Origin of the sequence: Halodesulfurarchaeum sp. (genome assembly GCF_036626455.1) — an archaeon.
Lineage (GTDB): Archaea > Halobacteriota > Halobacteria > Halobacteriales > Halobacteriaceae > Halodesulfurarchaeum.
On the sequence record NZ_JAZKRK010000001.1, the window covers coordinates 108,105 to 132,523 of the forward strand.

At 57.3% G+C, this 24,419-nt stretch carries 27 protein-coding genes and 1 tRNA gene; 6 read left to right on the forward strand and 22 right to left on the reverse strand.

The features are described 5' to 3' along the window. Window positions 1-105: 105 nt before the first annotated feature. A tRNA-Met gene (locus tag V5A26_RS00505) sits at window positions 106-180 on the forward strand. Between the two features lie 162 nt (window positions 181-342). On the opposite strand, the gene V5A26_RS00510 is transcribed toward V5A26_RS00505, so the two are convergent. From V5A26_RS00510 to V5A26_RS00560, 11 genes are all read right to left on the reverse strand, one after another. Next, entirely contained in the window at window positions 343-750 is a 408-nt protein-coding gene (locus V5A26_RS00510) for a hypothetical protein (RefSeq protein WP_332320060.1), read from the reverse strand. A 172-nt stretch (window positions 751-922) separates the two neighbouring features. After that, on the reverse strand, window positions 923-1,897 hold the full coding sequence (locus V5A26_RS00515) for an AIR synthase family protein (RefSeq protein WP_332320061.1): 975 nt from the start codon (window positions 1,895-1,897) through the stop codon (window positions 923-925). Between the two features lie 128 nt (window positions 1,898-2,025). Then, window positions 2,026-3,069 carry an S-methyl-5-thioribose-1-phosphate isomerase gene (mtnA, locus tag V5A26_RS00520; protein WP_332320062.1) on the reverse strand — a complete coding sequence of 348 codons (1,044 nt, stop codon included), beginning with the start codon at window positions 3,067-3,069 and terminating at the stop codon, window positions 2,026-2,028. Window positions 3,070-3,126: 57 nt separating this feature from the next. Further along, window positions 3,127-3,795, reverse strand: a complete 669-nt coding sequence (locus tag V5A26_RS00525) for a class II aldolase/adducin family protein (RefSeq protein WP_332320063.1) — start codon at window positions 3,793-3,795, stop codon at window positions 3,127-3,129. 56 nt (window positions 3,796-3,851) lie between these two features. Further along, on the reverse strand, window positions 3,852-4,904 hold the full coding sequence (gene amrS, locus V5A26_RS00530) for an AmmeMemoRadiSam system radical SAM enzyme (RefSeq protein WP_332320064.1): 1,053 nt from the start codon (window positions 4,902-4,904) through the stop codon (window positions 3,852-3,854). Window positions 4,905-5,005: 101 nt separating this feature from the next. Further along, window positions 5,006-6,175, reverse strand: coding sequence for an NAD(P)/FAD-dependent oxidoreductase (locus V5A26_RS00535; protein ID WP_332320065.1), 1,170 nt, complete (start codon window positions 6,173-6,175; stop codon window positions 5,006-5,008). Between the two features lie 60 nt (window positions 6,176-6,235). Next, window positions 6,236-7,216, reverse strand: coding sequence for a phosphomevalonate decarboxylase MvaD (gene mvaD, locus V5A26_RS00540; RefSeq protein WP_332320066.1), 981 nt, complete (start codon window positions 7,214-7,216; stop codon window positions 6,236-6,238). Between the two features lie 84 nt (window positions 7,217-7,300). Then, a complete protein-coding gene (locus V5A26_RS00545; RefSeq protein ID WP_332320067.1) occupies window positions 7,301-7,873 on the reverse strand; it encodes a UbiX family flavin prenyltransferase in 573 nt (190 codons plus the stop codon). Further along, on the reverse strand, window positions 7,866-8,294 hold the full coding sequence (locus tag V5A26_RS00550) for a DUF126 domain-containing protein (protein WP_332320068.1): 429 nt from the start codon (window positions 8,292-8,294) through the stop codon (window positions 7,866-7,868). Before V5A26_RS00550 ends, V5A26_RS00545 begins: the two co-directional genes overlap by 8 nt. Next, on the reverse strand, window positions 8,294-9,478 hold the full coding sequence (locus V5A26_RS00555) for an aconitase X catalytic domain-containing protein (RefSeq protein ID WP_332322157.1): 1,185 nt from the start codon (window positions 9,476-9,478) through the stop codon (window positions 8,294-8,296). Before V5A26_RS00555 ends, V5A26_RS00550 begins: the two co-directional genes overlap by 1 nt. Before the next feature lie 2 nt (window positions 9,479-9,480). Then, window positions 9,481-10,779, reverse strand: coding sequence for a UbiD family decarboxylase (locus tag V5A26_RS00560; protein ID WP_332320070.1), 1,299 nt, complete (start codon window positions 10,777-10,779; stop codon window positions 9,481-9,483). A gap of 171 nt (window positions 10,780-10,950) precedes the next feature. Here V5A26_RS00560 and nth point away from each other — a divergent pair, with 171 nt between their 5' ends. Together nth and V5A26_RS00570 are read left to right on the forward strand one after the other, a co-directional pair. After that, on the forward strand, window positions 10,951-11,604 hold the full coding sequence (nth, locus tag V5A26_RS00565; protein ID WP_332320071.1) for an endonuclease III: 654 nt from the start codon (window positions 10,951-10,953) through the stop codon (window positions 11,602-11,604). Window positions 11,605-11,680: 76 nt separating this feature from the next. Beyond that, complete coding sequence (locus V5A26_RS00570; protein ID WP_332320072.1) at window positions 11,681-12,466, forward strand: hypothetical protein; 786 nt, start codon at window positions 11,681-11,683, stop codon at window positions 12,464-12,466. Here V5A26_RS00570 and V5A26_RS00575 read toward each other — a convergent pair. After that, window positions 12,463-12,717 carry an MTH865 family protein gene (locus V5A26_RS00575; protein ID WP_332320073.1) on the reverse strand — a complete coding sequence of 85 codons (255 nt, stop codon included), beginning with the start codon at window positions 12,715-12,717 and terminating at the stop codon, window positions 12,463-12,465. The genes V5A26_RS00570 and V5A26_RS00575 overlap by 4 nt on opposite strands. 91 nt (window positions 12,718-12,808) lie before the next feature. Here V5A26_RS00575 and V5A26_RS00580 point away from each other — a divergent pair, with 91 nt between their 5' ends. Continuing rightward, window positions 12,809-13,873 (forward strand): polyprenyl synthetase family protein, encoded by a 1,065-nt coding sequence (locus V5A26_RS00580; RefSeq protein ID WP_332320074.1) that lies wholly within the window; start codon window positions 12,809-12,811, stop codon window positions 13,871-13,873. A 24-nt stretch (window positions 13,874-13,897) separates the two neighbouring features. Here V5A26_RS00580 and V5A26_RS00585 read toward each other — a convergent pair whose 3' ends face one another. Beyond that, window positions 13,898-14,374, reverse strand: a complete 477-nt coding sequence (locus tag V5A26_RS00585; RefSeq protein WP_332320075.1) for an SRPBCC family protein — start codon at window positions 14,372-14,374, stop codon at window positions 13,898-13,900. Between the two features lie 82 nt (window positions 14,375-14,456). Here V5A26_RS00585 and coaBC point away from each other — a divergent pair, with 82 nt between their 5' ends. Beyond that, complete coding sequence (gene coaBC / locus V5A26_RS00590) at window positions 14,457-15,602, forward strand: bifunctional phosphopantothenoylcysteine decarboxylase/phosphopantothenate--cysteine ligase CoaBC (protein WP_332322158.1); 1,146 nt, start codon at window positions 14,457-14,459, stop codon at window positions 15,600-15,602. A gap of 1 nt (window position 15,603) precedes the next feature. Here coaBC and V5A26_RS00595 read toward each other — a convergent pair whose 3' ends face one another. Genes V5A26_RS00595 through V5A26_RS00635 form a run of 9 tightly spaced genes read right to left on the reverse strand, consistent with a single transcriptional unit; the run spans window position 15,604 to window position 23,609 of the window. Further along, complete coding sequence (locus V5A26_RS00595) at window positions 15,604-17,343, reverse strand: Na(+)/H(+) antiporter subunit D (RefSeq protein ID WP_332320077.1); 1,740 nt, start codon at window positions 17,341-17,343, stop codon at window positions 15,604-15,606. After that, window positions 17,343-19,037, reverse strand: coding sequence for a cation:proton antiporter (locus tag V5A26_RS00600; protein ID WP_332322159.1), 1,695 nt, complete (start codon window positions 19,035-19,037; stop codon window positions 17,343-17,345). Before V5A26_RS00600 ends, V5A26_RS00595 begins: the two co-directional genes overlap by 1 nt. After that, a complete protein-coding gene (locus V5A26_RS00605) occupies window positions 19,037-20,518 on the reverse strand; it encodes a monovalent cation/H+ antiporter subunit D family protein (RefSeq protein WP_332320079.1) in 1,482 nt (493 codons plus the stop codon). Before V5A26_RS00605 ends, V5A26_RS00600 begins: the two co-directional genes overlap by 1 nt. After that, window positions 20,511-20,870 carry a cation:proton antiporter subunit C gene (locus V5A26_RS00610; protein WP_332320080.1) on the reverse strand — a complete coding sequence of 120 codons (360 nt, stop codon included), beginning with the start codon at window positions 20,868-20,870 and terminating at the stop codon, window positions 20,511-20,513. The genes V5A26_RS00605 and V5A26_RS00610 overlap by 8 nt, the downstream gene beginning before the upstream one ends. After that, window positions 20,867-21,325, reverse strand: coding sequence for an MnhB domain-containing protein (locus tag V5A26_RS00615; protein WP_332320081.1), 459 nt, complete (start codon window positions 21,323-21,325; stop codon window positions 20,867-20,869). Before V5A26_RS00615 ends, V5A26_RS00610 begins: the two co-directional genes overlap by 4 nt. Then, a complete protein-coding gene (locus V5A26_RS00620; protein WP_332320082.1) occupies window positions 21,322-21,858 on the reverse strand; it encodes a DUF4040 domain-containing protein in 537 nt (178 codons plus the stop codon). Before V5A26_RS00620 ends, V5A26_RS00615 begins: the two co-directional genes overlap by 4 nt. Beyond that, window positions 21,859-22,173, reverse strand: coding sequence for a monovalent cation/H(+) antiporter subunit G (gene mnhG / locus V5A26_RS00625; protein WP_332320083.1), 315 nt, complete (start codon window positions 22,171-22,173; stop codon window positions 21,859-21,861). After that, window positions 22,174-22,464, reverse strand: a complete 291-nt coding sequence (locus V5A26_RS00630; RefSeq protein ID WP_332320084.1) for a cation:proton antiporter — start codon at window positions 22,462-22,464, stop codon at window positions 22,174-22,176. Then, entirely contained in the window at window positions 22,461-23,609 is a 1,149-nt protein-coding gene (locus V5A26_RS00635) for a monovalent cation/H+ antiporter subunit E (RefSeq protein WP_332320085.1), read from the reverse strand. The genes V5A26_RS00630 and V5A26_RS00635 overlap by 4 nt, the downstream gene beginning before the upstream one ends. A 245-nt stretch (window positions 23,610-23,854) precedes the next feature. Between V5A26_RS00635 and hpt the strand changes: the two genes are divergently transcribed. Continuing rightward, complete coding sequence (hpt, locus tag V5A26_RS00640; protein ID WP_332320086.1) at window positions 23,855-24,418, forward strand: hypoxanthine/guanine phosphoribosyltransferase; 564 nt, start codon at window positions 23,855-23,857, stop codon at window positions 24,416-24,418. Window position 24,419: the final 1 nt, after the last annotated feature.

Genomic DNA, 24,419 nt, shown 5'->3' on the forward strand with positions numbered 1-24,419 from the left:
CCTGACTCCCTCCACGAAACAGAGACTCTGACACCCCTCGTGGCTCACTGACACACCCGGAATGAAATCACAACCCTCTTTCCGTGCCCCACCTTACGAGATGATAGCGGGATGGGATAGCCTGGAGATTCCGCCGGCCTCATGAGCCGGAGAGCGGTGGTTCAAATCCACCTCCCGCTACTTCCTTTAGTTGCAATCCGAAATCAAACGCAACATTACAATAGCGCCCAGCGCATGGTGAGTCGTACCCTGCTGACTGTTTCCGGGTTCAGACGGTAACCGATACGGTCAAGAGACGGAGAAACTATCCCTCGAGGGTTTACCGACCAAGCCACAGCGGTACTAAACTGGGTTTGCTTCAGCGGCTATTTCAACGCTCGCCACAGCAGTTTTTCCGTCAGGTTGAGGTGTCGCTTCACCCTTCGCAGTATTATCAACAACTAGATAATATATGTTCTGCCCCGCCAACCCGATCTCAACTGACTTGCTTTCTGCATCCATCGTCCTTCCATCAATATAATACGTATATTCCTTATCCTTGGAATAGTCCGTAAACCCATGCTCCCGCATCACTATCACATCAACAGGGGGACCATCAATGACAGTAAATTCATACTTCAGCATAACATTCGCCTGTGGGGAAAATTTCCAATTGCGATGATCACCGTCTTCAATGTCAAACGTGTCTGAAACCAATTCCTCCTGTTTTTGGGTCCCTCCGTTGGAGGAACATCCGGCCAAAGCAATCATCGAAACACCCCCACCCACTAATTCCCCCCCCCCGCCGAGTTTTACCTATCATATTCCCAAAAATCGGGTAGCAGGCTATAAATATACTCCCGGCTTCCGAAATTCCCATTTAGTTCTGTAAACAACCTTATATTTGATCGCATTAACGGGATCACCCGTTACGTGAACGGCGCTACTCCCATAGTCGATACATACCGTCTCGAACTGGCTCAGTAAACGTCTCGTCGCCAAGCGAAAGTGTGGGCGGGGTTGAATCAGTTATCGTTCCAATATGTGAAGCCTCGATTCCTGCACGTTCCACCAACGAAAGCGCGGCGTCGAGGTCCGATTCGGGGACCGTTCCAAGAAGGGCTCCGGAACCAAATATCCGACACGGGTCGACACCCATTGCTTCTGTAAGAACGGCCGTTGGTTCCCGAACAGGGATCGCTGATGAATCAATGTCCACCGAAACCCCAGAGGCACTTGCGAGTTCAAGCAGAGCATCAACCAGGCCACCTTCAGTCGGATCGTGCATGGCTGTCGCCCATGACCGGAGGTGTTTCCCCTCGGATATCACACCAATATCGTCGTAAAACCCAGCCCCGGCTTCGATGAGAGCCGGATCGACGCCCGCCTCAAGCAGTTCGGATTCGAAATCCGTCGCGAGAATGGCGGTTCCTTCGATACCAACACCCTTCGTCAGGATCACTTCATCACCTGGGCTTGCGCCGCCGGTCGGAACGAAAGGATCGGCCATTCCCATACATGTCATGGTCAAGAGCGGACGCTCGAGACTGGGATTGTATTCGGAATGCCCACCTACGATTGCCACGTCGAGAGCGTCTGCAGCCTCGTCGACTTGTTTCGTGACCCGGTCGAGAACGGCCGAATCAGCATCACCCGGCAAGAAGATGATATTCGTGAGCCATGTGGGATCGCCCCCGGACGCTACCACATCGTTGCATGCGACATTGACAGCAAGAGTCCCAACTCGTTCGGCCGCTAACGAGAGTGGGTCCGAACTAACCACCAACGTTCCTGACTCGACATCGAGCGCGGCGGCGTCTTCCCCGTACGCAGGCCCTTGCTGGACCGATTCGAGATCAGCACCCTGCCGACCCAAGACGTGTGCTGCAAGCGCCTCGGGCGGCACTTTTCCGAGCATACCTCAGTGTCCGACGGTTTTCACCTTGTACCTGCCGGGATAGCTCCGAACCCACTCCCCATTGAAAATATACGGGCCCAAGAGGTGTATCATCCAGTCAGATAGGAAAAAACGAAAAACCGCATCATCTATTCGAAGGGAGAGACATCCAGCGGCGGTTCGAACACACCGCGTTCGGTTACAAGGTAATCCACGAGTTCCATCGGCGTTGCGTCGAATGCCGGATTCCGAACGGGGACCTCTTTCGGGGCGTTTTGTGTCCCGTATATCTCGTGGAGTTCCGATGGGTCGCGTTCTTCGATCTGGACTTCTTCAGGACTGCTTGATGCGTCAATTGTTGATCGGGGTGCCGCGACGATGAACGGAATATCGTGGCGATTGGCGAGCACTGCGTGTTTGTAGGTTCCAATCTTGTTGAACACGACTCCCTGTTCACCGAACTGCTCGGCCGCATCAAGGATGATCCGATCAGCCCCGACGACGAGTGCATCGACTTCCCCCTCCTGCATCACCAAACCACTCGCGTTGTCAGGAATTAATCGAGTTGGAACGTCCCGTTCCATGAGTTCCGTCGTGGTAATCCGCGATCCCTGATTGAGAGGGCGCGTTTCGTTGGCAATGACGTCGATCGATTTTCCGGCTTCGCGGGCGGAGTACACGACACCCAGGGCTGTTCCCCAATCGACCGTAGCGAGGGCGCCGGCATTACAATGGGTCATGACAGTATCATCCTGGCCGAGGAGTTCGGCACCGTATTCACCAATGGCCTTGTTGCGCTCGACGTCCCGATCTGCAAGCGTTTCTGCTGATTCAAGAGCAAGTCCTCGCACTACTGCATTTGACTCACCATCCCTGGCCGCCTCGAGGGCCGCAGTAACACCGCGTTCGAGGTTGACAGCCGTCGGTCGTGCAGCGGCGATTTTCGACGCGTCATCCTCGATTGCTTCGAGAAGCGAACCCGAATTCTCAGCGGTCCGCTGATGGGCGGACAATGCGACACCATATGCTCCGGCCGCACCCAGTGCTGGGGCCCCTCGCACACGAAGAATCTCGATACTTTCAATGAGTTCTGGAACCGTCTCTGCGTGGTAGGTTCGAAAATCCGCTGGTAAGGCCGTTTGATCCACCATCTCGACACACTCGCGGTCGGCGTCCCAGGAAATCGTTCGCATATGAATTGCTACGATGGGTCCACCCATCAAAGTGTTCGGTTACAACAACTCACCCAATCAGTTTGACTGCCCGTAGGAATCAAATTGGTCCACTGCGTTTGCTACCTGCGACTCGCTTAGCTCCACTGGGTCACCAACCGCGCGAGCCTGAATGTAAAGCCTCGCTGTGGATTCGACCGCGATGGTGGTTTCCACGGCATCTACAACGTCCGTTCCGCCGGCGATCAACCCATGGTTCGCCAAGAGACACGCTTTCGTCTCGGAATCCGTCATTGCGGAGACGGCCTTCTCTGCCAGTTCGCTCGTTCCAAATGGAGCATATGGCGCAAGGGGGACAGTCCCACCTGCTGCTGCAAGCATGTAATGAACTGGGGGTAATTCCTCACCGAGAACGGCAAGAGTTGTTGACCATGGGGCATGCACGTGAACAAGCGATTTGATATCCAGCGCCCGATAGATCCCAAGATGCATTGGCGTTTCACTACTCGGGTCCCGCTCGCCCTCGAGTTGTGACCCCTCGATAGACAGAATCGGGATATCTGACTCCTCGATATCCGCGTACGGAATCCCTGATGGCGTAATCCCAACCCGATCACCGGACCGGAGACTCAGATTGCCGGTGCGACCAGGTGTCAAATCCGCGAGTTTGGGCAGCCCGTCGTGGATCGCTTCTCGAAGTTCGAGATCCGACTTCTGGCGTTCGAATTCGTCAGCCGAATCGCTCATACCTCACTTTGGCGAGGTGGGGCCTTCAGCGTATATGTCCGAGAACGAAACCGAACTTACGGAACGATGTCGACCTCCCGGCCACAGGAACACGATTCACTGGGATCGGTGACGACGGTCGAATCGAATCCAGTCCGACGGATCCATGTCTGCCCACACTCGGGACAGTACGTCGAGTTAAATTCCTGACTACGGATGTTCCCGACGTAGATGTATTCGAGACCGGCGTCGACGGCGGTCTCATGGGCGCGCTCTAATGTCTCAATTGGGGTTGGCGGACGATCCGTCATCTCGTGGTCTGGGTGGAACCGGGAGAAATGAACCGGAATTGTCGTGTCTATGTCGGCAACCCAGTTCGTGAATTCCTGCAGTTCCTCCGGGTCATCGGTGAGATCAGGGATGACCAGATACGTTACCTCGAGGTGGATGTCACGTGCCTGAACACGCTCGACTGAATCCAGGGTCGGCTGTAACGTGGCGCCCATAAACTTCCGATGTGGCGCCTCCCGGAACCCTTTCACATCGATATTCATGGCATCGATATGAGGTCCGACCTCGTCAAGAAACTCCTCGGTGAAGTACCCGTTCGTGACAAGACCTGTATACAATCCTTCCTCATGAGCGGCTCTCGCTCCGTCTCTTACGTATTCGGCATAGATCGTTGGTTCGTTATAGGTCCACGCTATTCCGTCCGCGCCTTGGGCGCGAGCACTTGCCACTGCTTCCTCGGGAGAAACCTCCCGAAGTTCGATTTCTTCCGGGTCGGAGAACGCAATGTGGTTGTTCTGACAGAACTTGCACGCGAAATTACATGAGGCCCCACCGAAACTCAAGATGTCCGTGCCCGGCTTGAAGTGATAGAGCGGCTTTTTCTCGACCGGATCAACGGTACCCGGTGGTCCATACGGGGTGTCGTACACCAGGCCGTAGGTGAGCAACCGTAATTCGCCGTCGACGTTTTCTCGGACGCGACACACGCCCCGTTGTCCGGAATCGAGCTCACAGCGATGTGCACACGCCGTACACTCGACCGTATCACCCGCAAGATCCCGAACTAAGGTTGCCGTCACGCCCGCCAAATCGGTGGCTCCTGAGTTAGGTGACGACATAACCGAGTACTACGCGGCCGGAATTGAAAGGGTTTCGGGCCTCCTCCCCCAAGTTACGGAAAGTAGAGGAGAAAGGCTCGCGCTTTAGCGCGGGGAGGATTTCAATGCTCTTCGAGTGCTTCTCCGGCCCGTGGATGGGCAAGTCCAAATTCCATCCGAACCAGTGAGACGCCTGCTTCGATGGCCCCTGCTGTCGACAAATATCTGGACCCAATGACAGATTTGAGCGTCCGGGCGGCGGGCCCGGTCAGAATTCCTGGCCCGATTTTGGCAACTGCCCCATTCCCGACCGTCACTGTCCTGGCTGAGGAACTATCGTGATAGTTGTGATAGCGAGGCCGAAATCCAGCCCCATCCCCTTTTTCGGCCCGTAATATCGCATTGTCCACTGCGACCGGCGCCATCCCCACAGCCGATTGTGCTGAGGCGGTAACGAGTTCACCGTTCCCATCGATCACTCGGACCGCGTCGCCGGCTCCGAACATCCGATCTCCCAATCGAAGATCTGCTCGAACAGTCGGACGGTCGCCCCGAATCGGTCCCGCTCCACTGATTCCACCCGTCCAAACGAAAACCGAATATGGGAGTGAACCGCCCGATTCGAGTTCAATAGTCTCTGCTGTCGCTCCCGCAACTGTGTTTTCGGTTCGGAGGTCCACCCCTTTGTCCTGAAGCTGTTCTGCGATAGTCTCCGTAAACCGGTCGTCGGCCGTTGGGACAACAGAATCTGCCTGTTCGAGAAGGACGATCGACACGTCCGTGGCTCCGGCGTCGGCCCGCAGTTCTGCAAGTTCGCCGGCAGCCTGAACCCCCGCCAAACCTGCCCCAGCCACCACCGCTGTTCCCTCGCCCTGTTCGAGAAGCGATGTCATCGATTTCGAAATCTTTCGAGCGGTACCGATCGAATCAAGGGGCGTTCCGTATGCTTCGACCCCGTCGAGACCGTAATACGCGGGCTCTGCTCCGAAAGCGACAATTCCGGCGTCGAATTCGAGTGAGTCACCGTTTTCGAAAATTGCCGTACCGCCGTCTGGATCAATATCTGAAACCGTCTGCTGGCGAAATTCCGCTCGGCCGAGTATTTCTTCGAATGGAATCCGGAGCGCATCGGAGACATCCGGCTGGCGAATCACTCGATGCAGTTCGTGTCGAACCAAATGATACGGCCGTTGGTCGACCAACATCACGGTCGCTGTGTCGGGAAGTCTGCGTTCAAGCCGTTTCACCGCGACAATCCCGGCATAGCCCCCGCCGAATACGACCACTCGCATACTCGATAATTAACCGCCGAGCGGGTAAACAATGGGGTAAAGGTAATCCCAGAGGGTGATTCAAAAGAGTCCCTTTTCGTCCGGAAGAACCGTGGCAGGGCCCCCAACTTCCCACACACGAGTTTCCACGCCACTCTTCGCGAGGGTCCCTTCGACTTCCTCGACGTGGTCAGCTGTCGTATTCACGTACACCGTCGCTCCTGTGTCAGTCGAGAAGTACGCAGGCACCCCATCATCTCTGAGCGCCCGCACCCCGTCAAAGATTTCGAGGGTCTGTGGGTTCCAGTAGATCCACGATTCCGGGCCGGTCATGGTCGTGGCTGCGAGACTCAACGTATCACTCTCAGCCACTTCGAAGGCAGTGTGGAAGTCACCCTCCCGGAGCGCCTGTCGCATCGACGCCAGCTGATCGTGGACGTGTGCAAGTCGTGACTGCCAGAGGTGACTCTCCGTCGCTTCCTCGTGGGCCCACCCCGTCTCCTTGTAGGCCGGCACGATCCCGACCACGATTTTGAGTTCGTCTTCGAGCGGGGACTGAATTTGGGTTGATCGACAATCAGCATCAGTTGTTCCGGCCCGTAGATCGGAGAATCCGCCGGTCACCGAGCGGGCCGCCGACGCCGACCCACGACGGGCGATTGTGGAAATTGCGGGGCGAGTAAGATCGAGTCCGGCAGCCTCGACTGCTGCCATCGCTGCGGCCGCGAACCCCGAAGAAGACGACCCCAAACCTACGTTTGTCGGCATCGTGTTTTCGCTGACGAGTTCGATTGGAACCTCCAGCGCCGGATCGTCAGCGATCTCCCGAACGCGGTCGATGACCCGTTCGATCCGCGCAGCGCCCTCCCCCGTAAGTTCCTCACCATCAACGACGAACCGAGATGAGTCACGGTCCGGAGCGAATGCGACCGTCGTCACCGTTTCAGCAGGTGCCGTTGCAACGCTGATGCTGTCGTGATACGGGTACCGGAGTTCTGCATCACGCAACCCGTGGTACTTGACGAGTCCCTGGATCGGGTGTGCCCGGGCGGTGGCCTTCATGCTCAGTGAGGGGCGCGGGCCTCGCATAAATTACACGCATTTCTTAACCACTGCCCGTTTCACGGATCGACTGGTTGACGGAATTTAGTCCGGATCCCAGGCCTCGTACCGGTCGTGGGTAACGTCAAACCGATCGAGAATCGTGCCGACGATCCGATCGATCACCTCATCGATACCGTCTGGATCGTAGTAGAACCCCAATACCGGTGGCACAATAGCCACGCCCCGTTTTCGAAGCGTGAGCAGATTTTCGAGATGAGCCTCATTAAACGGGGACTCCCGAGGCACGACAACGAGCTGTCGGTCTTCTTTAAGCGTTACGTCAGCAGCTCGAACCAGCAGGTTTTCCGCATAGGCGTTTGCGATGGCGCCGACGGATTTCATCGACGCCGGGACGACAACCATTCCTGCCGTAGCGACCGTGCCGGAAGCCAACGGTGCAGAGATCGCCGACCCCTCGTACACCTGTGTCGAGAGGGTTTCGATCGTCGCCATCGTTTCGGCCTCGGACTCGGTCTCGTGTTCCATCACCGCACGCGCACCGCTTGTCACCACTGCATGAACCGCATACTGGTCACTCAGGGCCCGCACCGTTTCGACACCGATCCGAATCCCTGAGGCACCGGAAAACCCGACAACGATTCGATCCTCACTCATCGTTTAGGCGGGTAATGGTCCCCTCGGTTGCATCGACCTTGACTCGCTCACCGTCGGTGAACCGGCTCACAGCGTCTTCGATCCCATCAAGGCACGGGACGTCCCCCAGAATCGCGCCAGTCGCGACAATGGTTTCGGTTTCGTGGTTCACGATCGCCGCGGGGGCCGTTCCCTCTTGTGCGAGGCCGTAGATAACATACGACCCGACTGTCGATCCCTTCCCCTTCGGGAACACGAGCACTTTGCCCGCAATATTCTGCCCCGTCAAGTGGTGGTCTTCTTCGATAAACTCGCCAGTTTTCGTCTCGACAGCGCCGTAGAAACTGATCGGCTCCGGCGAAACCAACACCTCCCCTTCGGCAACACCCTCAGCAATGGTTCGCCCTTCTGCATCCGTCGGATTATCATCGGTTGGAACCATTATTCGATCGCCTCCTCGAGCAAGGAGAGTTTGTCGTCGAAGTGAACCAGTTGGTCCCCGAATCCAGGGAGGTAACTCGCGGCTTTTGCCGAATCGGTCGCCGTCGATTCGTAGCCAAGTTCCTCGATCGGAGCGACGACATTGCAAGTGTCGCTGAGAACCATTCCGCCCGCGTCCTCGATTGTGTCGGTGTACCCCATCCGGTCGGCCTGTGATTTCACCGACCGACTGGTGCAGACCCATAGGTCTCTTTCGAGGCTTTCTCCCTCCAATCTGTCGGCCACCGTCCCGATCTCGTCGACCGAGGAGTGGGGACAGCCAAAGACGATGAGGTCGGTGTCTTCGGTCGATGAAAGTTCCGCGTACTCCGATTCATGTTTTTCCGATCCGAATTGGAGGGTTTCGACGTTGTCGGGTGGGTCGGCGTCTGTGGTGAGGCCCCCAACGAAATGCAGCGCGACCGCCCCGGTAGCGGCCATCGCAGCCCCGAGAGATTTCAACTGGTCCGTCGTCGCGGATTCGATGCCAACGAAATACGGCTTGCCGTCCTCGACGATTCGCCCAGTCCAAGAGCCAAGTGCCGCGAAATCGGCCTGTGTTTCGAGGGGCACGTCGACGTTCACCAAATGGGTCGGCTGGCGATTCTCTGCGAGGTGAAGACCATGTTTCGGGGTTCGGCCCGTGATTGCTGCGGCCAGTGCCGACGGCCCTCCCTCCCGATTCGTTCGAGCGCCAATGACGCTGTTCGCAAAGGAAACTGCAGAGGATTCAGCCCACGCAATATGCTCGTTCGGCCCGGGGAGATTGCCGGCCAGATACGGTGTACAGGTAAAGGAAACGGTCACACCCATTTCCCGAAGCGCACCAACGATCCGGCGCTGTTGGCGAGCAAACTCCTCGCTGACGCCCATCTCCTCCCAGCGATTGATGTCCATCCCTGCAGGGTTCGCAAAAGTCTCGACGTCTACTTCGGCTCCTTCCTCGGCAAATCCCTCCAGAAATTCCACGCCCGGATCCCCGATGGACTTGTAGGAGATTCCCGAGGCCTGCGCCGAGCCGATTTCCACGAATTCTTCGGCCCCAAAAATATCCCCGAGGCGAACCAGCAATTCCATCGACTTCCGTTCGGCAGGCACGTCCGATTCGAGTAGCTGTTCCTCTTCGGTGGTAAGATCGATTGGCATGGTTATTGGTACTCCTCGAGGTGAACGTTCTCGACGCCTGGAACGGTCGCTTCGGCGAAGTCACTTTGCTCCCGGTTTTCCGGCACCGTCGCATCGATGAGCCATTTCGTGAGTGTTCCAGTCTCGAAATCCTGTGATGGGTCGAGCGATGAGCCTTTCGCTTTCTCGATCGTTTCGACGTCCTCGTCAGCCTGTACGCGAGTCGCGATAGCCCATTCGACGGCGTCCGAATCGGCGGGATCGATGTCCTCGTCGACCACAACGACCCGCTTCATCGATGGATGTGCAGCCAATGCAGCAAGCCCCGCGTTCTTCGCGTCCCCTTCGGTCCGCTTCTCGATCGCGACCACGCCATGGAGCCAAGAACACCCACCAGGCGTCAAAACGATCTCTTGCACAGTGGGGACTGTGTTCTCAACAATGCGATGAATCCGCGGTTCCTGGGGTAGTCCCATAAGGTGGGCGTGTTCGCGTCGGCCCGGAACGACGACCCTGACATTGGGATCCGGTCGAAGATGAAGTGACGTGATCTCCACCACCGGTTGCTGACGCACCGTATCCCACGTCCGTGACAGGTCGACAAATGGGCCTTCCGAGCGAGTTTCCGCTCGGATTTGTCCGGTCATCACCAGTTCGGCCTCGGCGGGGACCGTGAGTCCGTCAATAGTCGTCGTCGCAAGGTCCCCATCGAGAAGTGCGTTTGCGACCTCCAGTTCGCTCATGTCGGGGCTGCCAGACGTCGCCGCTGCCAGTTCCACTGCTGGATGAACCCCAACGACGATGGCCACGCCAAGTGGCCCATCCGTGCGAGTCCGAATATCGTGGAGGTGTCGCTCCACGAGCCGCATGACGAAATCCGTATCGCCGTCGTACATCAGCCGGTGGAAAGAGAGATTGTGGACTCCCGTATCGGGGTCCTGAGCGACGACGATCCCCGAGGCGATGTACTGTCGTTCGTGCTCGGCGTAATAGGTCGGAATCGGCACATAATCAGCCACCGTCGGAGAATCGGCGACGTGTTCAAACATAGCGTCCATCGGTGCGGACAATTCCCGCGGAGCGGTCGTCGCGTTGGTCAAGGCGGTCACGATATCCCCACTTTCAACCCCGAGTGCCGACGCGATACGGTCACGGGAGGATACCACATTCGTTACGGCCGACACCTCGGGATAGCCCGCCACAGACTCGAAAACGAGTGGCAAAGATTCGTCCTGAACGGCCAGCGCCGCCAGTTCGAACCGTGGATCGACGGGTTCGGTGAGGGTCGTCGTTGCCCCCGTAAGTACGCTTCGCAGTCCCATAGCGCCCCTTTTCCGGCCTGTCCATTAAGTATTCGCGATATCCCACCACTCCCGCCACAAATTCCGTATGTTTCAACTCCCGACTCAAATTCCGTAAGTTACCACACCTGGGTCGAATCGCTCAAGTACCCGGGTCGAATCGCTCAAGTTTGTCCCTGCCCATCCGAGCATATGGGCACCCCACGGGACACGCGCAGCGAACAGACAGCCGTGGTAATCGAGCGACTTCGAGAGGCCTACCCAGACGCGACAATCTCCCTGTCTTACGCGAACCGATTCGAACTGTTGATCGCCGTCGTCCTCTCCGCACAATGCACCGATGCACGGGTTAATCAAATCACCGACACCCTCTTTGAGGAGTACCAGACTCCAAACGACTTCGCGAGCGCTTCGGAAGAACGCGTCGCCGAAGTCATCGGGTCCTGTACGTATCCGAACAGCAAAGCAGGGTATTTGGTGGGCATCGGTGAGAAAGTACTCGAAGAATACGACGGCGAGGTTCCGGACTCGCTGGATTCGTTGACCGAGTTACCTGGAGTCGGTCGAAAAACGGCGAATGTGGTCATGCAACACGGGCACGATACTGCCTCAGGTATCGCGGTCGACACCCACGTTCAGCGGCTCACACAAAGACTTGAAATCACCGATGCAGAACGACCAGAAGCGATCGAACAGGAACTTCTCGAACTCGTGCCAGACCCAGATTGGAAGCCATTCACCCATTGGATGATCTCTCACGGTCGGGCCGTCTGTACCGCACGGTCACCGGCGTGTGAGGACTGTGTCCTCGAAGACATCTGTCCCGCATCCAGGCTTGAGGAATGACCAGATCCCGGTCTAAACCCCGCAGCCTTTTGCTCACAGGGGGCGTGGGTCCGATAATGTCGCAGGGGCGACCCAGATGAAGATCGGGATATTCGACCCAGCGGGGCATCTATCACTAACGCCTGGACGATTCCAGGAGACAGACCGCTCTCTGGAACTCATTCCATCGACAACAGCCATTGACAGTCACGATCGGGAATTCGATTTCGTTGTCGCGGCTGGCGAGTCCGCGATCCTGGATCTGGTTCGCGAGGAGCGACCCATGCCCGTGCTTCCCGTCGCAGTCGATGCTGGAGTGCCGTCCGTACCTGAGCACCAGATCGAATCAGGGCTCGAGTCACTCGCAGAAGGGTCATTCGAGTTGCAGGACGTGCCAACCATCGATGTCACGTTGGGCCAACGGAGTTTTCGAGCGCTCATGGACGTCATGGCAATCACTGCTGAACCGGCCCGGATTTCCGAGTTCCGAACAACGACAAGTGAAACAGGAACCGTCGTCGATCAGGTGCGAGCAGATGGCGTCACCGTCTCTGGGCCAGGAGGAACACCTGGGTATGGAACGGCCGCGGGGGGTCCTATCCTTGGCCAGGATGTCAAGGGAGTGGCCGTCGTGCCGGTCGGACAATTTCGCACGGATCACCCACACTGGGTTCTCAATCCACCCTTCGAAATCGAAGTCGTTCGCGAGGAAGTGCCAGTTTCGTTGGTCGTCGACGATCGGAGTGTCGACGCCGTCCCGGCCCACGAACCGATCCGTTTTGACTGGGGCCAGCCAGTCGAATGTGTCGTGCTCGATGAGTCGGTGGTACCGGTGTCAGAAAACAGCACAGACGACCCCGCACCCGACCCTGACTCAGCTTAAAGCTCACCCTCTTCACGGAGTGCGGTCATGATGTCATCGACAAGCGAGTCGACCTCCTCGTACGGGAAATCAGTATGGGATCCGAGTTTCGTCGCCAGTTCCATAACGGAAAACGAGAGGTCCCCGGCCTCGAATTTCGTTCGCGGCCCTTTGGGAAGCGCTGGAACCAGGTCCATTTGTCCACTGACTGGATACTCGGCGTCTTCAAAAGCGTCGATGAACTCCTCGCGGAGGTCCTCTTCCGTGGTCATACCCCTGAGTTCCGGCGCGTTCAAAAAAGGATTGTGAAACGCAGAAACCAGGAACTCAACCTTTTTGGTCACAGCCAATCACCTCAGAAACATGCGGGATGCGTTGACTGCGTGGCGGACGGACGTGGACCAAGAGATCGCTCAGTTGCTGCCACGCTCGATTACTAATGAGACGTTGGCCGATTTGTTCGGTCCCCCTCGATTCGAATATGACACGGAGGCGATCGAAGAGGCGCTGTTCGAACCGGTATGGGATCTTCTTGATCGCGGTGGCAAACGATGGCGCCCTGTACTCTTTCTGGAACTGGTCGATGCGCTTGGTGAGGATCCCGAGAGGTACCTTCCCTACGCCACAATTCCCGAGATCCTCCACACGGGAACAATAATCGTGGATGACGTGGAGGACGACGCCACGCTGCGTCGTGGCGAGGAGGCCATTCACCTGCGCTATGGAACGGACATTGCGTTGAACGCGGGCAATGCCCTGTATTTCGTTCCGCTCAAAATCATTTCTCAGAACCCGGCGAATCTCGGCCCGGACCAGCAACTCGCCATCTACGAGATGTTGACCTTCGAGTTGAACCGGACCCATCTGGGCCAGGGAACCGATATCGTCTGGCACAACACGCCGAACATCGAGATCACCGAAGACCAGTACCTGGAGATGAGCGCGTGTAAGACCGGGTGTCTGGGTCGGATTGCCGGTCGGTTGGCTGCACTCGTCACCGACAGCCCGGAATCCGTCGAAGAAGCGTTCGCCGCGTATGCGGAGTCACTCTCGATTGCGTTCCAGATCGGAGACGACATCCTGGACGTGAAACACTCCCTCGATGAGGCCGGGGACTTTGGCAAAGCCTTCGGGAACGATATCCGAGAAGGGAAACGAACACTGCTCGTGATTCATGCCCTCAGGGAAGCTGAGCAAGCAGACCGTGACCGCCTCGAATCGATTCTCACTGCAGAAACTGTCACTGACCAGGAAATCCTCGACGTCCTCTCATTGCTCCAGGAGACCGGGAGCATCGATCACGCTTGGGAAACAGCCGAACGATTGGCAGCAGACGCCAGATCACACCTCGAGGGGCTTGGGCTTGATCCTGAGGTGCTTGAGTCGCTCAACGAGTTTACCCATTACGTCATCGAGCGCGAACAGTAGCGACCCTAAGAAAATCGGGTGGACTCACAGCGTCGGTTCGGTCTCGACATCGGCTGCTATTCGATCGAGAACCTGTCTCGCTTCGTTTTGTATCATCGGCTCTACTTTCTCACGGACCCAATCGAATGAGACGCCGATCGGAAGTGACACCGAACCGCCAGCGAGAGACTCGGGGTTGTATTCAATACGGAGCGTGAGTGTTGACGCGTTCCCGTCAGCCTGCTCTGATACATGCCAATGCCCATTCGCGTCAAGTGCTGACGTTACCTCCCATTTGATCAGTCGCGGCGGGTCCAGTTCAAGAACCCGGGTGTGGGTTTCGTAGGACAGCCGCCACCAGCCAAACTGGAGTGCGTATTCCACTTTTTTCCCACTCCCACCGGTTCGTCGGACCCGGTCAAGATACGTCGAATACTCGGGATAGCCTGCAAAATCGCGGAGAACCGGAAATACTGAGGCTGGCTGTCGATTAACCCGCCGGCTCACCTCGATTTCGTTCACAGTAGTATTCGGCTATGCGCCCCCAAGAGTATATCGGCACATCGCGCAGATTTATCCCCGCCCACCTCGAACCCATGTGACAATGCTTGACGGGAAGAACGTGGTACTTGGAATTACGGGCAGCATCGCTGCCGTTACGGTGGTGGAGCTGGCCCACGAGTTGCGCCGACGTGGAGCAACGGTCCGGGCAGTGATGACCGACGCCGCCGAGGGAATCGTTCACCGGGATGTGGTCTCGTATGCGACAGACGCGGAAGCGGTTACTGAGCTCACTGGCGCCGTCGAACATGTGGAACTCTGTGGCAAAGACGGTTGGGCTGACAGTTGTCTCATCGCGCCAGCCACGGCAAACACGATCGGGAAGATCGCTGGCGGGATCGATGACACACCGGTCACGACGACCGTGACGACCGCACTGGGTGCCGGGATTCCAGTTGTCGTGGCCCCAGCCATGCATGAAGGGATGTTCGATCACCCAGGCGTCGATGCAAACCTGGAAACTCTCGAGACGTGGGATATCGCTGTGGTTCCGCCACGAATCGAAGAGGGAAAAGCCAAAATCGCTACAGCCGACACGATTGCCCTCGAAACGGCACGGGCGACTGAACCAAACCCACTCGCTGGGGCCCACGTGGTCGTCACGAGCGGAGCGACCGCCGAACCCATCGATCCAGTTCGTGTCCTGACAACCCGAGCCAGCGGCCGGACCGGTCGCGCAGTCGCCAAAGGGATCTACGAGAATGGAGGGCAGGTAACGCTGCTCCATAACAACGAAGCGGTCTCTTATGCAGACGTCAGGTCAGTAGAAACAGCTGCCGAAATGACGGAGGCCGCTATCGAGACCGCATCGGAGGCGGACGCGTTAGTCTCCGCCGCAGCGATCTCGGATTACACCGTCGAACCAGCCGACGAAAAACTCCCCTCCGGTGCAGATCTCTCACTCGACTTTGAACCGACGGCAAAACTCGTGGATTCGGTCCGTGAGGCACATCCTGAGCTCCCGATAATCGGGTTTAAACTGGAAAGCGATTCGGAATCCCTCCCCGAATCCGCTCGGATGTTGCAAGAACGGGTCGGTATGGAATTTGTGGTCGCAAACGATTCTACGGCCCTCGGCGGGGACCAAACGGCTGTCGAGTTCGTGTTCGAACATGAAACCTGGTCCTTCGAGGGCTCGAAGGCCGAACTGGGACAAAAAATCGCCGAGCAACTCGAACAGGTCACCTGACTTAGACAAGCAACCCGAGCAGAACGCCGCTGAGCACAATAACCATCAGCACGATGCTGACCGTAATCGTGGCCCGGAGCCCACCGGGTTTAACTGGATCTGTCTCATCCGTAAGTGTTGCTCGGAGATTCGTGAGCAGCGAATACGGGTGCGAAATCGTCCCTGCGATACCGTACGCACCACCGGCGACAACCCTGTCGACGGCGGCGAAGAGTTCCGTGACACCGCGCACAAGCGACCGGGTGCCGTAGAAGGCAGTCGGTTCGATTATGGCATCGACATCCGGCACTCGTCCGAGCTTCGAGAGCGGTCTTTTCACGAGAATAAATCCGACCAGCCCGAGTCCAGCCAGGATAAGTCCCTCAGTAATGTGCCCAGTTGTAAAGGGATGGGCCTGAGCCGCGCTCCCGGGCAGAATCCCGAACAAGTACTGCGGGAACAGCCCGAAGAAGATGGTCAAAGACGCGACCGAAAGCATCGCGATCCGCTGTCCCCACGCCGACCACTCCACTGAATACGTCTGACCGTGGTCGTGCATGAAGGCGTAGTAGCCGAATTTGATGAAAGACATGAACGTCCCGACACCAGCTGCGAGAAGGAGGTAATAGATCACCGTCAAATGTTCCTCGTGAGCGGCAGCCGTGACCATCCCCTTGCTCACGAACCCGTTGAAACCGGGGAACCCGCTAATCGAGAGGGCTGCGATGGTAAACGCAATTGCCGTGATCGGGAGATACCCTCTGAGTTTGCCGAGTTGATCGAGTTTCTGTTTACCGGTTCGGGCGATGATCACTCCGGCTGTCATGAACAGAAGGGCCTTGTAGAGAATGTGGTTGAAAACGTGTGCAAACGCCCCAGCCGTGGCAAGGGCAGTCCCGATCCCGACACCGGCCACCATGTACCCGACCTGGGACTGGATGTGATAAGACAACAATCGGCGCATGTCATTTTGCATCAGCGCATAGATGACACCGATCATCGCCATGGCCGCCCCCATATAGGCAATCGCAATTTGGCCGTCCGGGAAGGCTCTGGCTAGCCCATACACACCTGTTTTGGTCGTATACACAGAGAGGAAAACGCTGGCCGCGACGTGCGGTCGGGGATAGGTATCTGGAAGCCAGGTGTGTAGTCCGACGAACCCGACGTTGACGCCAATCCCGATTGCAGCCAGGGCGGTGGGGACACCGGCAACGATTCCATCACTCGCAGTAAAGAGGAACGAGCCGACTTCAGTGTAATGCCAGACGACCGCTGCCATCAGCAGACTGCCGCCCAAGCCGTGATAAATCGCGTACCGGAACCCGGCTCGAACAGCTTCGCCGCCATAATCCCAGACCAGAAGCGTGCTCGTGACCGCCATCAGTTCCCAAAAGAATACCATCGTGAGCCAATCGCCGGCAAAGACCGCGCCGAGACTTGTGCCGACATACCCAAGCGCGAAGGCGGTCTGTGTGTTCTCCGCGTTCGAGGAGTAGGAGTAGAGTACTGCAGCCGCTCCGATGAGCCCGAAGATGATGCCCATCAACCGTGAAAGCGTGTCGACTTGCAGCAGGATCGCTTCGAATCCGAGGAACTGCATCGGGATGTGGGTCCCAGCCGGGACGAAAAACGACCAGAGTGAGGCGCCGCCAGTCGCCAGCACTCCTAACGCGTGGCCGAAGCGGCGTGGAAGGAACGGCATGACGATTGCGACTGCCAAGACGACAAAGGCAGGCGGAAGCAGGTGAAGTGGTTCCATCAGAAGGTCACCCCCGCAACCTCAGAGACGACGGCGTGAATCAGGTCCAGGAAAATCGCTCCCTGTGGGTCGATCCCGAGAACCACTGCGCCACCCACGGCAACAAGGATCGGGCCAAGCATGAACCAGGTGCTCTCAGTTCCGAACGGGTGCCACTCCCACCCACCAGCGGGTGGACCACCATGATGATACTCATTCGCAGTGTGCTCACCTTCTGTCTCGAAGTCGGGTCCATCGCCCCCGAGATCACTGGGATTCCGGTCGACAGCGTAGGCGCCATCCTTAGGGGGTACGGTTCCCCCATCAGCCCGCGCCAGAGACCCGCCGAGAGGGCCCTCAATAACTGGTTTTGCGTCCGAGGTGGCCGGCGTTTGGAAAAAGGCCTGGTAAACGATCGGCCAGAAGTACGCGATATTGAGGAGTCCGGATGTCAGAAGGACAAGCACGAAAATGGTGTGGCCGGCATCCACGCTTCCGATCAGAAGATACCATTTGCTCACAAACCCGGCCAGAAGGGGCAACCCTGCCATCCCCATGCTTGCGATGCCAAAAGCGATCATCGTGAGCGGCATCCGCCGACCGATTCCGACCATATTGCTGATATCATCAGTATGCGTTTCGACGTGAATCGCACCCGCAGCAAAGAACAGCGTGAGCTTCATGAACGCGTGTGCGGGAATATGCAAGAGCCCACCCACCATCGCAGCAGGGGACAGGAGTGCGAGTCCGAGGACGATGTAGGAAAGTTGGCTGATAGTCGAATACGCTAACCGACGTTTGAGATTGTCCTGCCGCAGGGCAATGACACTCGCGGTTACGATCGTCAAACCAGCCACGATCGCAAGTGGGAGGCCAACACCGAGATCCGACATCTGAACCGGCCCGAACACGTCGAGGACGACCCGCGCGATGGCAAAGACACCACTCTTAACGACTGCCACTGCGTGCAACAGTCCCGAAACAGGCGTCGGGGCCACCATGGCATCGGGTAGCCACGAGTGGACCGGCATCAATGCCGCTTTGACGCCAAACCCACCGACGAGGAGGGCGAAAATCACCTGTCCCATCAAGGGATCGACAGTTCCCAATTCGGCAATTCCACCCGGGGAAAACGAAATCGTCCCCGTCGCGACGTAGAGGAGTGCCGTGCCGGCCAGTGCCGTAACCCCACCGCCGAAGGTGTAGGCGAGATATTTGCGACCGGCGTTTCTGGCTTCCTCCGTTTCGTCGTGAGCGACCAGCGGGTAGGTCGCAACCGTCAACAGTTCGTAGAAGACATAGAGGATGATCAGGTTCGACGCAAAGGCCACGCCAACCGCTGAGGCTATGCTTCCTGCAAACGCCGCGTAATAGCGCGTCTGGGCGTGTTCGTCAAGGCCACGCATGTATCCGATGCTGTAGAAACTCGTCACCAGCCAAAGGAAACTGGCCAGCAATCCGAAAATCATTCCGAGGGGATCAGCGCGAAGGACGAATTGCACGCCCGGAACAAACGGTCCCAGATCCGCTGTCGGAACGTTTCCAGCGAGCGCGGTTGGCACCATGCTCGCCACGAAGGCAAGCGTCGTAACAGCCGTAAGAATCGTGGCCCCTTCCCGAACATCGGGATACCGATGCGAGGCGATAATTGCAACAATGCCGACAATTGGTGTTCCAACCGCAGCCAGCGGGAGTACCGAGGATACTGTGCTCATTAGAAGTACACCTCCAAGACCGGTTCGTATGCCGAGACGAGTTCCGAAACCCCAAGACCAAGACCAACAGCCATCACTGCGGCGACGACGACAACAGCAAGCTTCACCGCCGAAGGGTCGATTCCACTCCCGTCGGTAACCTTTATCGCCTCACCGTTTTCGAGTGGCTGGGCCTCGGCGAAGTACAACTGTTCGACGACACGACCGAAGTAGCCGAGGGTGAGAAGGGTACTTGCCACGACAACGACGGCAATGACCCACTCGCCACCTTCGATTGCTCCAACCACGATGTTCCATTTCCCAGGGAAGCCAATCGCCGGTGGCACTCCAACCATGCTGAATGCCAGAATGGCGAACACTCCACTGGTAAGCGGGAGTCGCCGACCCAAGCCAGCAAGTTCATCGACTCTCCGGGTGCCCGCCACGGTGGCGAAGATCCCGACTGCGAGGAAGAGCCCGCCTTTCATGATACCGTGTCCGACTAGATGGATGAGCCCACCCGTAACCGCCGTTTCGTTCGCGATCGCGAGACCGGAGACCACGAGACCGAAATGGGATACTGAAGAGTAGGCGAGCATCCGTTTGAGATCCGTTTGGATGACCGCAAGGACGGCCCCGGCCACGATGCTCACCGCTGCAAACCCGAGGAGAGCCTGCCTTGCGAGAGGGACGGCTTCAAAAAAGTCGGTCGTAAACACCCTATAGATGATTCGGAAGAGCGCGTAGGCCGCTGCCGTCGACACAAGGGCAGCGATGTACGCACTGACAGAATGGGGTGATTCAGCGTATGCATCAGGTTGCCAGGTGTGAAGCGGGAAGAGCGCAACCTTGACTGCGAGTCCGACGACGATAAAGCCGAAGGCCGCAACCACCAGTGGCGACCCATATCCGACCTCCGGAAGCGACCCAGCCAGGTCGGCCATGTTGAGCGTCCCCGTCGCGACGAATAGATACCCCACCCCGAGCAAGTAAAACGAGGCCCCTATCGTCCCGACAATCAGATATTTGAGACTCGCATACGCCGCACCCGAAGATCGACCCCCTGCGACGATTGCGTACGTCGCAAGGCCGGTGATTTCCAGAAACACGTACAGGTTAAACACGTCACCGGTTGCCACTAACCCCGACAAACCAGCGACAAGCAGGAGTAACTCGCTGTAAAACGCCTCTGAGTGTGGTCCCGCCCGCAACGAATAGATGGTTACACCCAATGTGATCAGTGCGACCAACATGAGCAGCGGTGCCGAGACCCCATCTGCAACGAGTTCGATTCCGTATGGAGGGACGTATCCGCCCACCTCGTATGTAAATCGGCCCGACGTAAGCACTCGATTGAGCACCCACCCTGCGAGGACTACCTGAACCCCGGCAAGGCCGAGGGCCACATATCGACCACTCCGATCGATCCCCAACCCGAGGATGATCGGGAGCAACGCCGCAAGTATCGGACCGACGACGAGCAGGACGAGCGGATCAGTCATCGATACTCACCTCCCGAACCACGGTTTCGTCGAGGGACCCATATTCGGCATAGATCCTGACGATGAGTGCCAGTGCAACCGCAGTCAGACTTACACCAACCACAATCGCGGTCAGAATCAGCACATGCGGGAGTGGACTCACGAGTGTTTCACTCCCGTGACCGGCCACCGGAGGTGCACCGCCCATTACGTACCCACTGCTGATGAAAAATAGGAAGATGCCGACCTGGAACACGTTTAGTCCGATTATCTTTTTGACGAGATTCGAACTGGCAATGACTCCGTACAATCCGATGACGATCAGCAACATCGCTGCGATATACGTGTGGTGACTGGCAAACAACTCGATCATCGATTCTCACCCCCTTCTTCAGAGTACCCGGCTGCCAGGTTCATGAAAAGCGATAGGATGACCCCGGAAACGATGGCCCCGATGCCGAGTTCGACGAGTTCGATTCCGTACTTCGTGCCGTGGTGAATCCCGTAGGCCTCGTATTCCAGGAACAATCCGCCCGAAGCCAAGCCCCCGAGTCCCACGAATACGAAGGTCAATGCTCCGGTAGCGATGGCGATGCGAGCGGGTCTGTCTCCGATCCACTCTCGGGTCGGCTCGATTCCGAACGCGAAGGCGACAAGGATCAGACTAGCCGCAACAATAACACCGCCCTGAAAACCCCCACCGGCCGATTCGGCTCCATGGAACATGACGAACAGCCCGAAGGTGAAGACAAAGGGGCTAATCAGTCTGACTGTCGTCATGATGATCGTGCTCTCGACGTACGTCCGACCCGGTTGCGAGCCACTCATACATACACCTCCCGTCGCAAGACAAGCAACACTGCAATCCCGGCAGCGACAACGACCGTCGCTTCGCCCAACGTGTCGAATCCACGGTACGCGGCCAAGACGGCGGTAACCACGTTTTCAACTCCGGTTTCCGGATACGCGAACTCGAGATAATAACTCGTTACGTCCCCAGCGACGACCGGAGCAGTCGGATCACCAACACGGGGCAACGATGGGAGCGTTGCTAACAACCCGCCAAGGAGGGCGACACTAACCGCCACCGGGCCCCATCGGATCCGCTCGAAGATGCGTTCACCGCTCGGTCGGACCGTTTTGACGATGGTCACCAGGAACAGGACGGTAGTCGCCCCAGCGCCCACTGCAGCCTCTGTGAGCGCGACATCCGGAGCGCTCAGGAGGACGTAGACAACGGCTGCGCCGAAACTGAACCCCGCCAGAGCAATAATCGCACTGAGCACGTCTCGAAGGAGGACGGCGATACCTGCTGCCAGCACCACGAATGCGAGCAACGCGACAATGAGGAATAACTGCATTTATTCACCCTCCTCCTCTGTGGTCCATGGTTCGATGTCTTGATCGTAGGCGGCTCTGCTTATCGCATGAGCGGCTGTCGGGTTGGTGATAAGCATGAAGAGAAGAAGGAACACGGTTTTCGCGGCGGCGATATCTGATCCGAGCACGAGTGCAACACCGGCCAAGGACAGAATCGTCCCTAATGTATCACTCTTCGATGTCGCGTGCGCTCGGGTATACAGATCTGGAAGACGGATGATCCCGATGACGGCCACGAGGGAGAAGAACAGGCCGCCCATAACCAACACGACAACGAGCCATTCGATGGGGGTCATTTACAGAACACCCCCTCGCTCCACGATGAATTTGGAAATCGCGATGCTTGCGAGGAAATTCAAGAGCGCGTACACGATTGCGATGTCAAGGAATCCGGGTTGATCGAGGCCAACGGCAAGGAGCGCCAACACAACGACAGTGTTCGTCCCGACTGCATTGATCGCGATAACTCGGTCTTCCATCGTCGGTCCCTTCGCGACACGATAGAGGAGACCGACGGCGAAGAGAACTATAATCGCTGCCGCTCCGATGAGGAATGTATCGAGGGTCAAAATCCCTCCGTCGATCATTCCTCCCACCCCTCAGGTTGTTCGGGCTTTTCGGTTTCATCGTACTCACTGAATTCAGCAATTGATTCTCCAAACCCTCGCCTGGTCGGTGCTGATTCGGGATCCCGAACACTCCCTCGTTCTTTCGGCGTCGGGATACGCATCGCTTCTCGTCCACTGAAAACGAACCGCACCGCCCGTTCAAGGGACCCCTCCTCGAGGCCGTCCCGTGCGTCCTGTGTCAACGTATGGATGTAGAAACTATCTCGCCGGACATCGACAGTGAGCGTACCGGGGGTAAGCGTAATACTGTTCGCAAGAGTCGTCACTGAGTACTCGCCCCAGACAGCCCCATCAAACTGCCGCATTTTCGGGTCGATGGGGAGGTCTGGATGCAAGATGATATAGGCCACGCTCAGGTTTGCTTTCGCAATCTCCCAGAAGAGATACGTTCCGTAAATCAGCAATCGGAGTGACTGGCCGAGAAGCCTGGAAAAAACTGGCCTTCGCTCCGCGGTTATCCCGGCAAAAATGGCGGCTGAGAGTCCAGCGACGAGCGCTCCTGTCGCAAGGTTAAACGTGTCAAGTGTGCCGCCAATGATCAAATAAAACAGATACGAAACGCCGAAAACGAGTCCAAATTTCGAAATCGTCGCTGCTGAGGCGACTGGCGTGCGCCTCGTCACCCGCTCAATTGGCGCTTCCTCGACAGTCAATCCCGAGGTTTCAAGATCAGCTTTGAGCGGTCGTAAGAGCGGTGCCGTCCCACCAGGTCGATACTCCGGATCGAGGATGACCTGTTGGATGTTATGGGCCCGCGCATACTCATAGAGGGCCGATGCAAAATCCGCTGGCGAAAACAAATACCGGTCCGCTCCAATAGTCTCCGTGACGATTCGAATGGGAAGGTCTCCATCTGGCACCTCCTCACCCAAATCTTCGCGAGCCCACAGCCGCACCTTATCGAGGAGCTCTGGGGCGTTCCCTTGAACCACGTCAGTGCCTTTGATCGGGCGCCAACGAATGGGATAGATGAAATGAACAACTGGCTTCCGTCCGCTTTCACTACCCGCATCCCGTGCCTGCCGAACAACATAGGCCACTGTCTCCCGTAACGTTTCAGAATCGTTGACCGGAATCAGTAAATCCTCTGTGGTTGTTGGCATTTCTCATCCCACCCCCGTCGCACAGAGCGACACTCTGTTCCATCCATCAGGCATCGTACTACACTCAATTTGCGAAGGGGGGACAAAACCATTTCCGCTCTCCGTCCGGGGCCGGTTATTTGCCGTTTTGAGTGTTTTGGGCCTCCAAAACCCTTGAAACACTCTTAGAGTCCGTCCTGAGCCCCACTTGCGCCGAAGACAACCAGAATCGCCAGATTTTATTTCCGACACCGGGTACAGTCGACATGGATCAACTCGAACGATCACTTTTGGACGCCCCAATAATCGAGAAGGGCGACTACCAATATTTCGTTCATCCAATTAGCGATGGCGTCCCCATGCTCGAGCCGGGACTGCTCCGTGAAATCGTCATCAAGATCATCCGGAAGGCACGACTTGAGGACGTCGACAAGATCGTAACGCCCGCAGCGATGGGGATTCACATTTCGACGGCCGTCTCCTTGATGACCGATATTCCACTTGTCGTCATCCGCAAACGCCAGTACGGGCTCGACGGAGAGGTCGCCCTCTCAAAGCAAACTGGCTACTCGGAGGGAGAGATGTATATCAACGACGTCGACGAGGGTGATCGCGTCCTGGTACTCGATGATGTCCTTTCCACAGGCGGGACCCTGCGGGCGATAATCGAAGCCCTCGACCACATCAACGCGGATGTGGTCGATACGGTGGCAGTGATCAAAAAAGCCGGTTCGAACGAACTCGAGGAGACGGGACATGACGTGAAGACCCTCATTACAGTCGAAGTAGAGGAGGGTGAGGTCAACATCGTAGACGGAGAATCGGAGTAAC

Excerpts from the sequence above, each read along its gene's own strand:
- V5A26_RS00510 (WP_332320060.1), bottom strand. The coding sequence starts at position 750 with ATGATTGCTTTGGCCGGATGTTCCTCCAACGGAGGGACCCAAAAACAG.
- V5A26_RS00515 (WP_332320061.1), bottom strand. The coding sequence starts at position 1,897 with ATGCTCGGAAAAGTGCCGCCCGAGGCGCTTGCAGCACACGTCTTGGGT.
- mtnA (WP_332320062.1), bottom strand. The coding sequence starts at position 3,069 with ATGCGAACGATTTCCTGGGACGCCGACCGCGAGTGTGTCGAGATGGTG.
- V5A26_RS00525 (WP_332320063.1), bottom strand. The coding sequence starts at position 3,795 with ATGAGCGATTCGGCTGACGAATTCGAACGCCAGAAGTCGGATCTCGAA.
- amrS (WP_332320064.1), bottom strand. The coding sequence starts at position 4,904 with ATGTCGTCACCTAACTCAGGAGCCACCGATTTGGCGGGCGTGACGGCA.
- V5A26_RS00535 (WP_332320065.1), bottom strand. The coding sequence starts at position 6,175 with ATGCGAGTGGTCGTATTCGGCGGGGGCTATGCCGGGATTGTCGCGGTG.
- mvaD (WP_332320066.1), bottom strand. The coding sequence starts at position 7,216 with ATGAAGGCCACCGCCCGGGCACACCCGATCCAGGGACTCGTCAAGTAC.
- V5A26_RS00545 (WP_332320067.1), bottom strand. The coding sequence starts at position 7,873 with ATGAGTGAGGATCGAATCGTTGTCGGGTTTTCCGGTGCCTCAGGGATT.
- V5A26_RS00550 (WP_332320068.1), bottom strand. The coding sequence starts at position 8,294 with ATGGTTCCAACCGATGATAATCCGACGGATGCAGAAGGGCGAACCATT.
- V5A26_RS00555 (WP_332322157.1), bottom strand. The coding sequence starts at position 9,478 with ATGCCAATCGATCTTACCACCGAAGAGGAACAGCTACTCGAATCGGAC.
- V5A26_RS00560 (WP_332320070.1), bottom strand. The coding sequence starts at position 10,779 with ATGGGACTGCGAAGCGTACTTACGGGGGCAACGACGACCCTCACCGAA.
- nth (WP_332320071.1), top strand. The coding sequence starts at position 10,951 with ATGGGCACCCCACGGGACACGCGCAGCGAACAGACAGCCGTGGTAATC.
- V5A26_RS00570 (WP_332320072.1), top strand. The coding sequence starts at position 11,681 with ATGAAGATCGGGATATTCGACCCAGCGGGGCATCTATCACTAACGCCT.
- V5A26_RS00575 (WP_332320073.1), bottom strand. The coding sequence starts at position 12,717 with ATGACCACGGAAGAGGACCTCCGCGAGGAGTTCATCGACGCTTTTGAA.
- V5A26_RS00580 (WP_332320074.1), top strand. The coding sequence starts at position 12,809 with ATGCGGGATGCGTTGACTGCGTGGCGGACGGACGTGGACCAAGAGATC.
- coaBC (WP_332322158.1), top strand. The coding sequence starts at position 14,457 with ATGCTTGACGGGAAGAACGTGGTACTTGGAATTACGGGCAGCATCGCT.
- V5A26_RS00595 (WP_332320077.1), bottom strand. The coding sequence starts at position 17,343 with ATGGAACCACTTCACCTGCTTCCGCCTGCCTTTGTCGTCTTGGCAGTC.
- V5A26_RS00600 (WP_332322159.1), bottom strand. The coding sequence starts at position 19,037 with ATGAGCACAGTATCCTCGGTACTCCCGCTGGCTGCGGTTGGAACACCA.
- V5A26_RS00605 (WP_332320079.1), bottom strand. The coding sequence starts at position 20,518 with ATGACTGATCCGCTCGTCCTGCTCGTCGTCGGTCCGATACTTGCGGCG.
- V5A26_RS00610 (WP_332320080.1), bottom strand. The coding sequence starts at position 20,870 with ATGATCGAGTTGTTTGCCAGTCACCACACGTATATCGCAGCGATGTTG.
- V5A26_RS00615 (WP_332320081.1), bottom strand. The coding sequence starts at position 21,325 with ATGAGTGGCTCGCAACCGGGTCGGACGTACGTCGAGAGCACGATCATC.
- V5A26_RS00620 (WP_332320082.1), bottom strand. The coding sequence starts at position 21,858 with ATGCAGTTATTCCTCATTGTCGCGTTGCTCGCATTCGTGGTGCTGGCA.
- mnhG (WP_332320083.1), bottom strand. The coding sequence starts at position 22,173 with ATGACCCCCATCGAATGGCTCGTTGTCGTGTTGGTTATGGGCGGCCTG.
- V5A26_RS00630 (WP_332320084.1), bottom strand. The coding sequence starts at position 22,464 with ATGATCGACGGAGGGATTTTGACCCTCGATACATTCCTCATCGGAGCG.
- V5A26_RS00635 (WP_332320085.1), bottom strand. The coding sequence starts at position 23,609 with ATGCCAACAACCACAGAGGATTTACTGATTCCGGTCAACGATTCTGAA.
- hpt (WP_332320086.1), top strand. The coding sequence starts at position 23,855 with ATGGATCAACTCGAACGATCACTTTTGGACGCCCCAATAATCGAGAAG.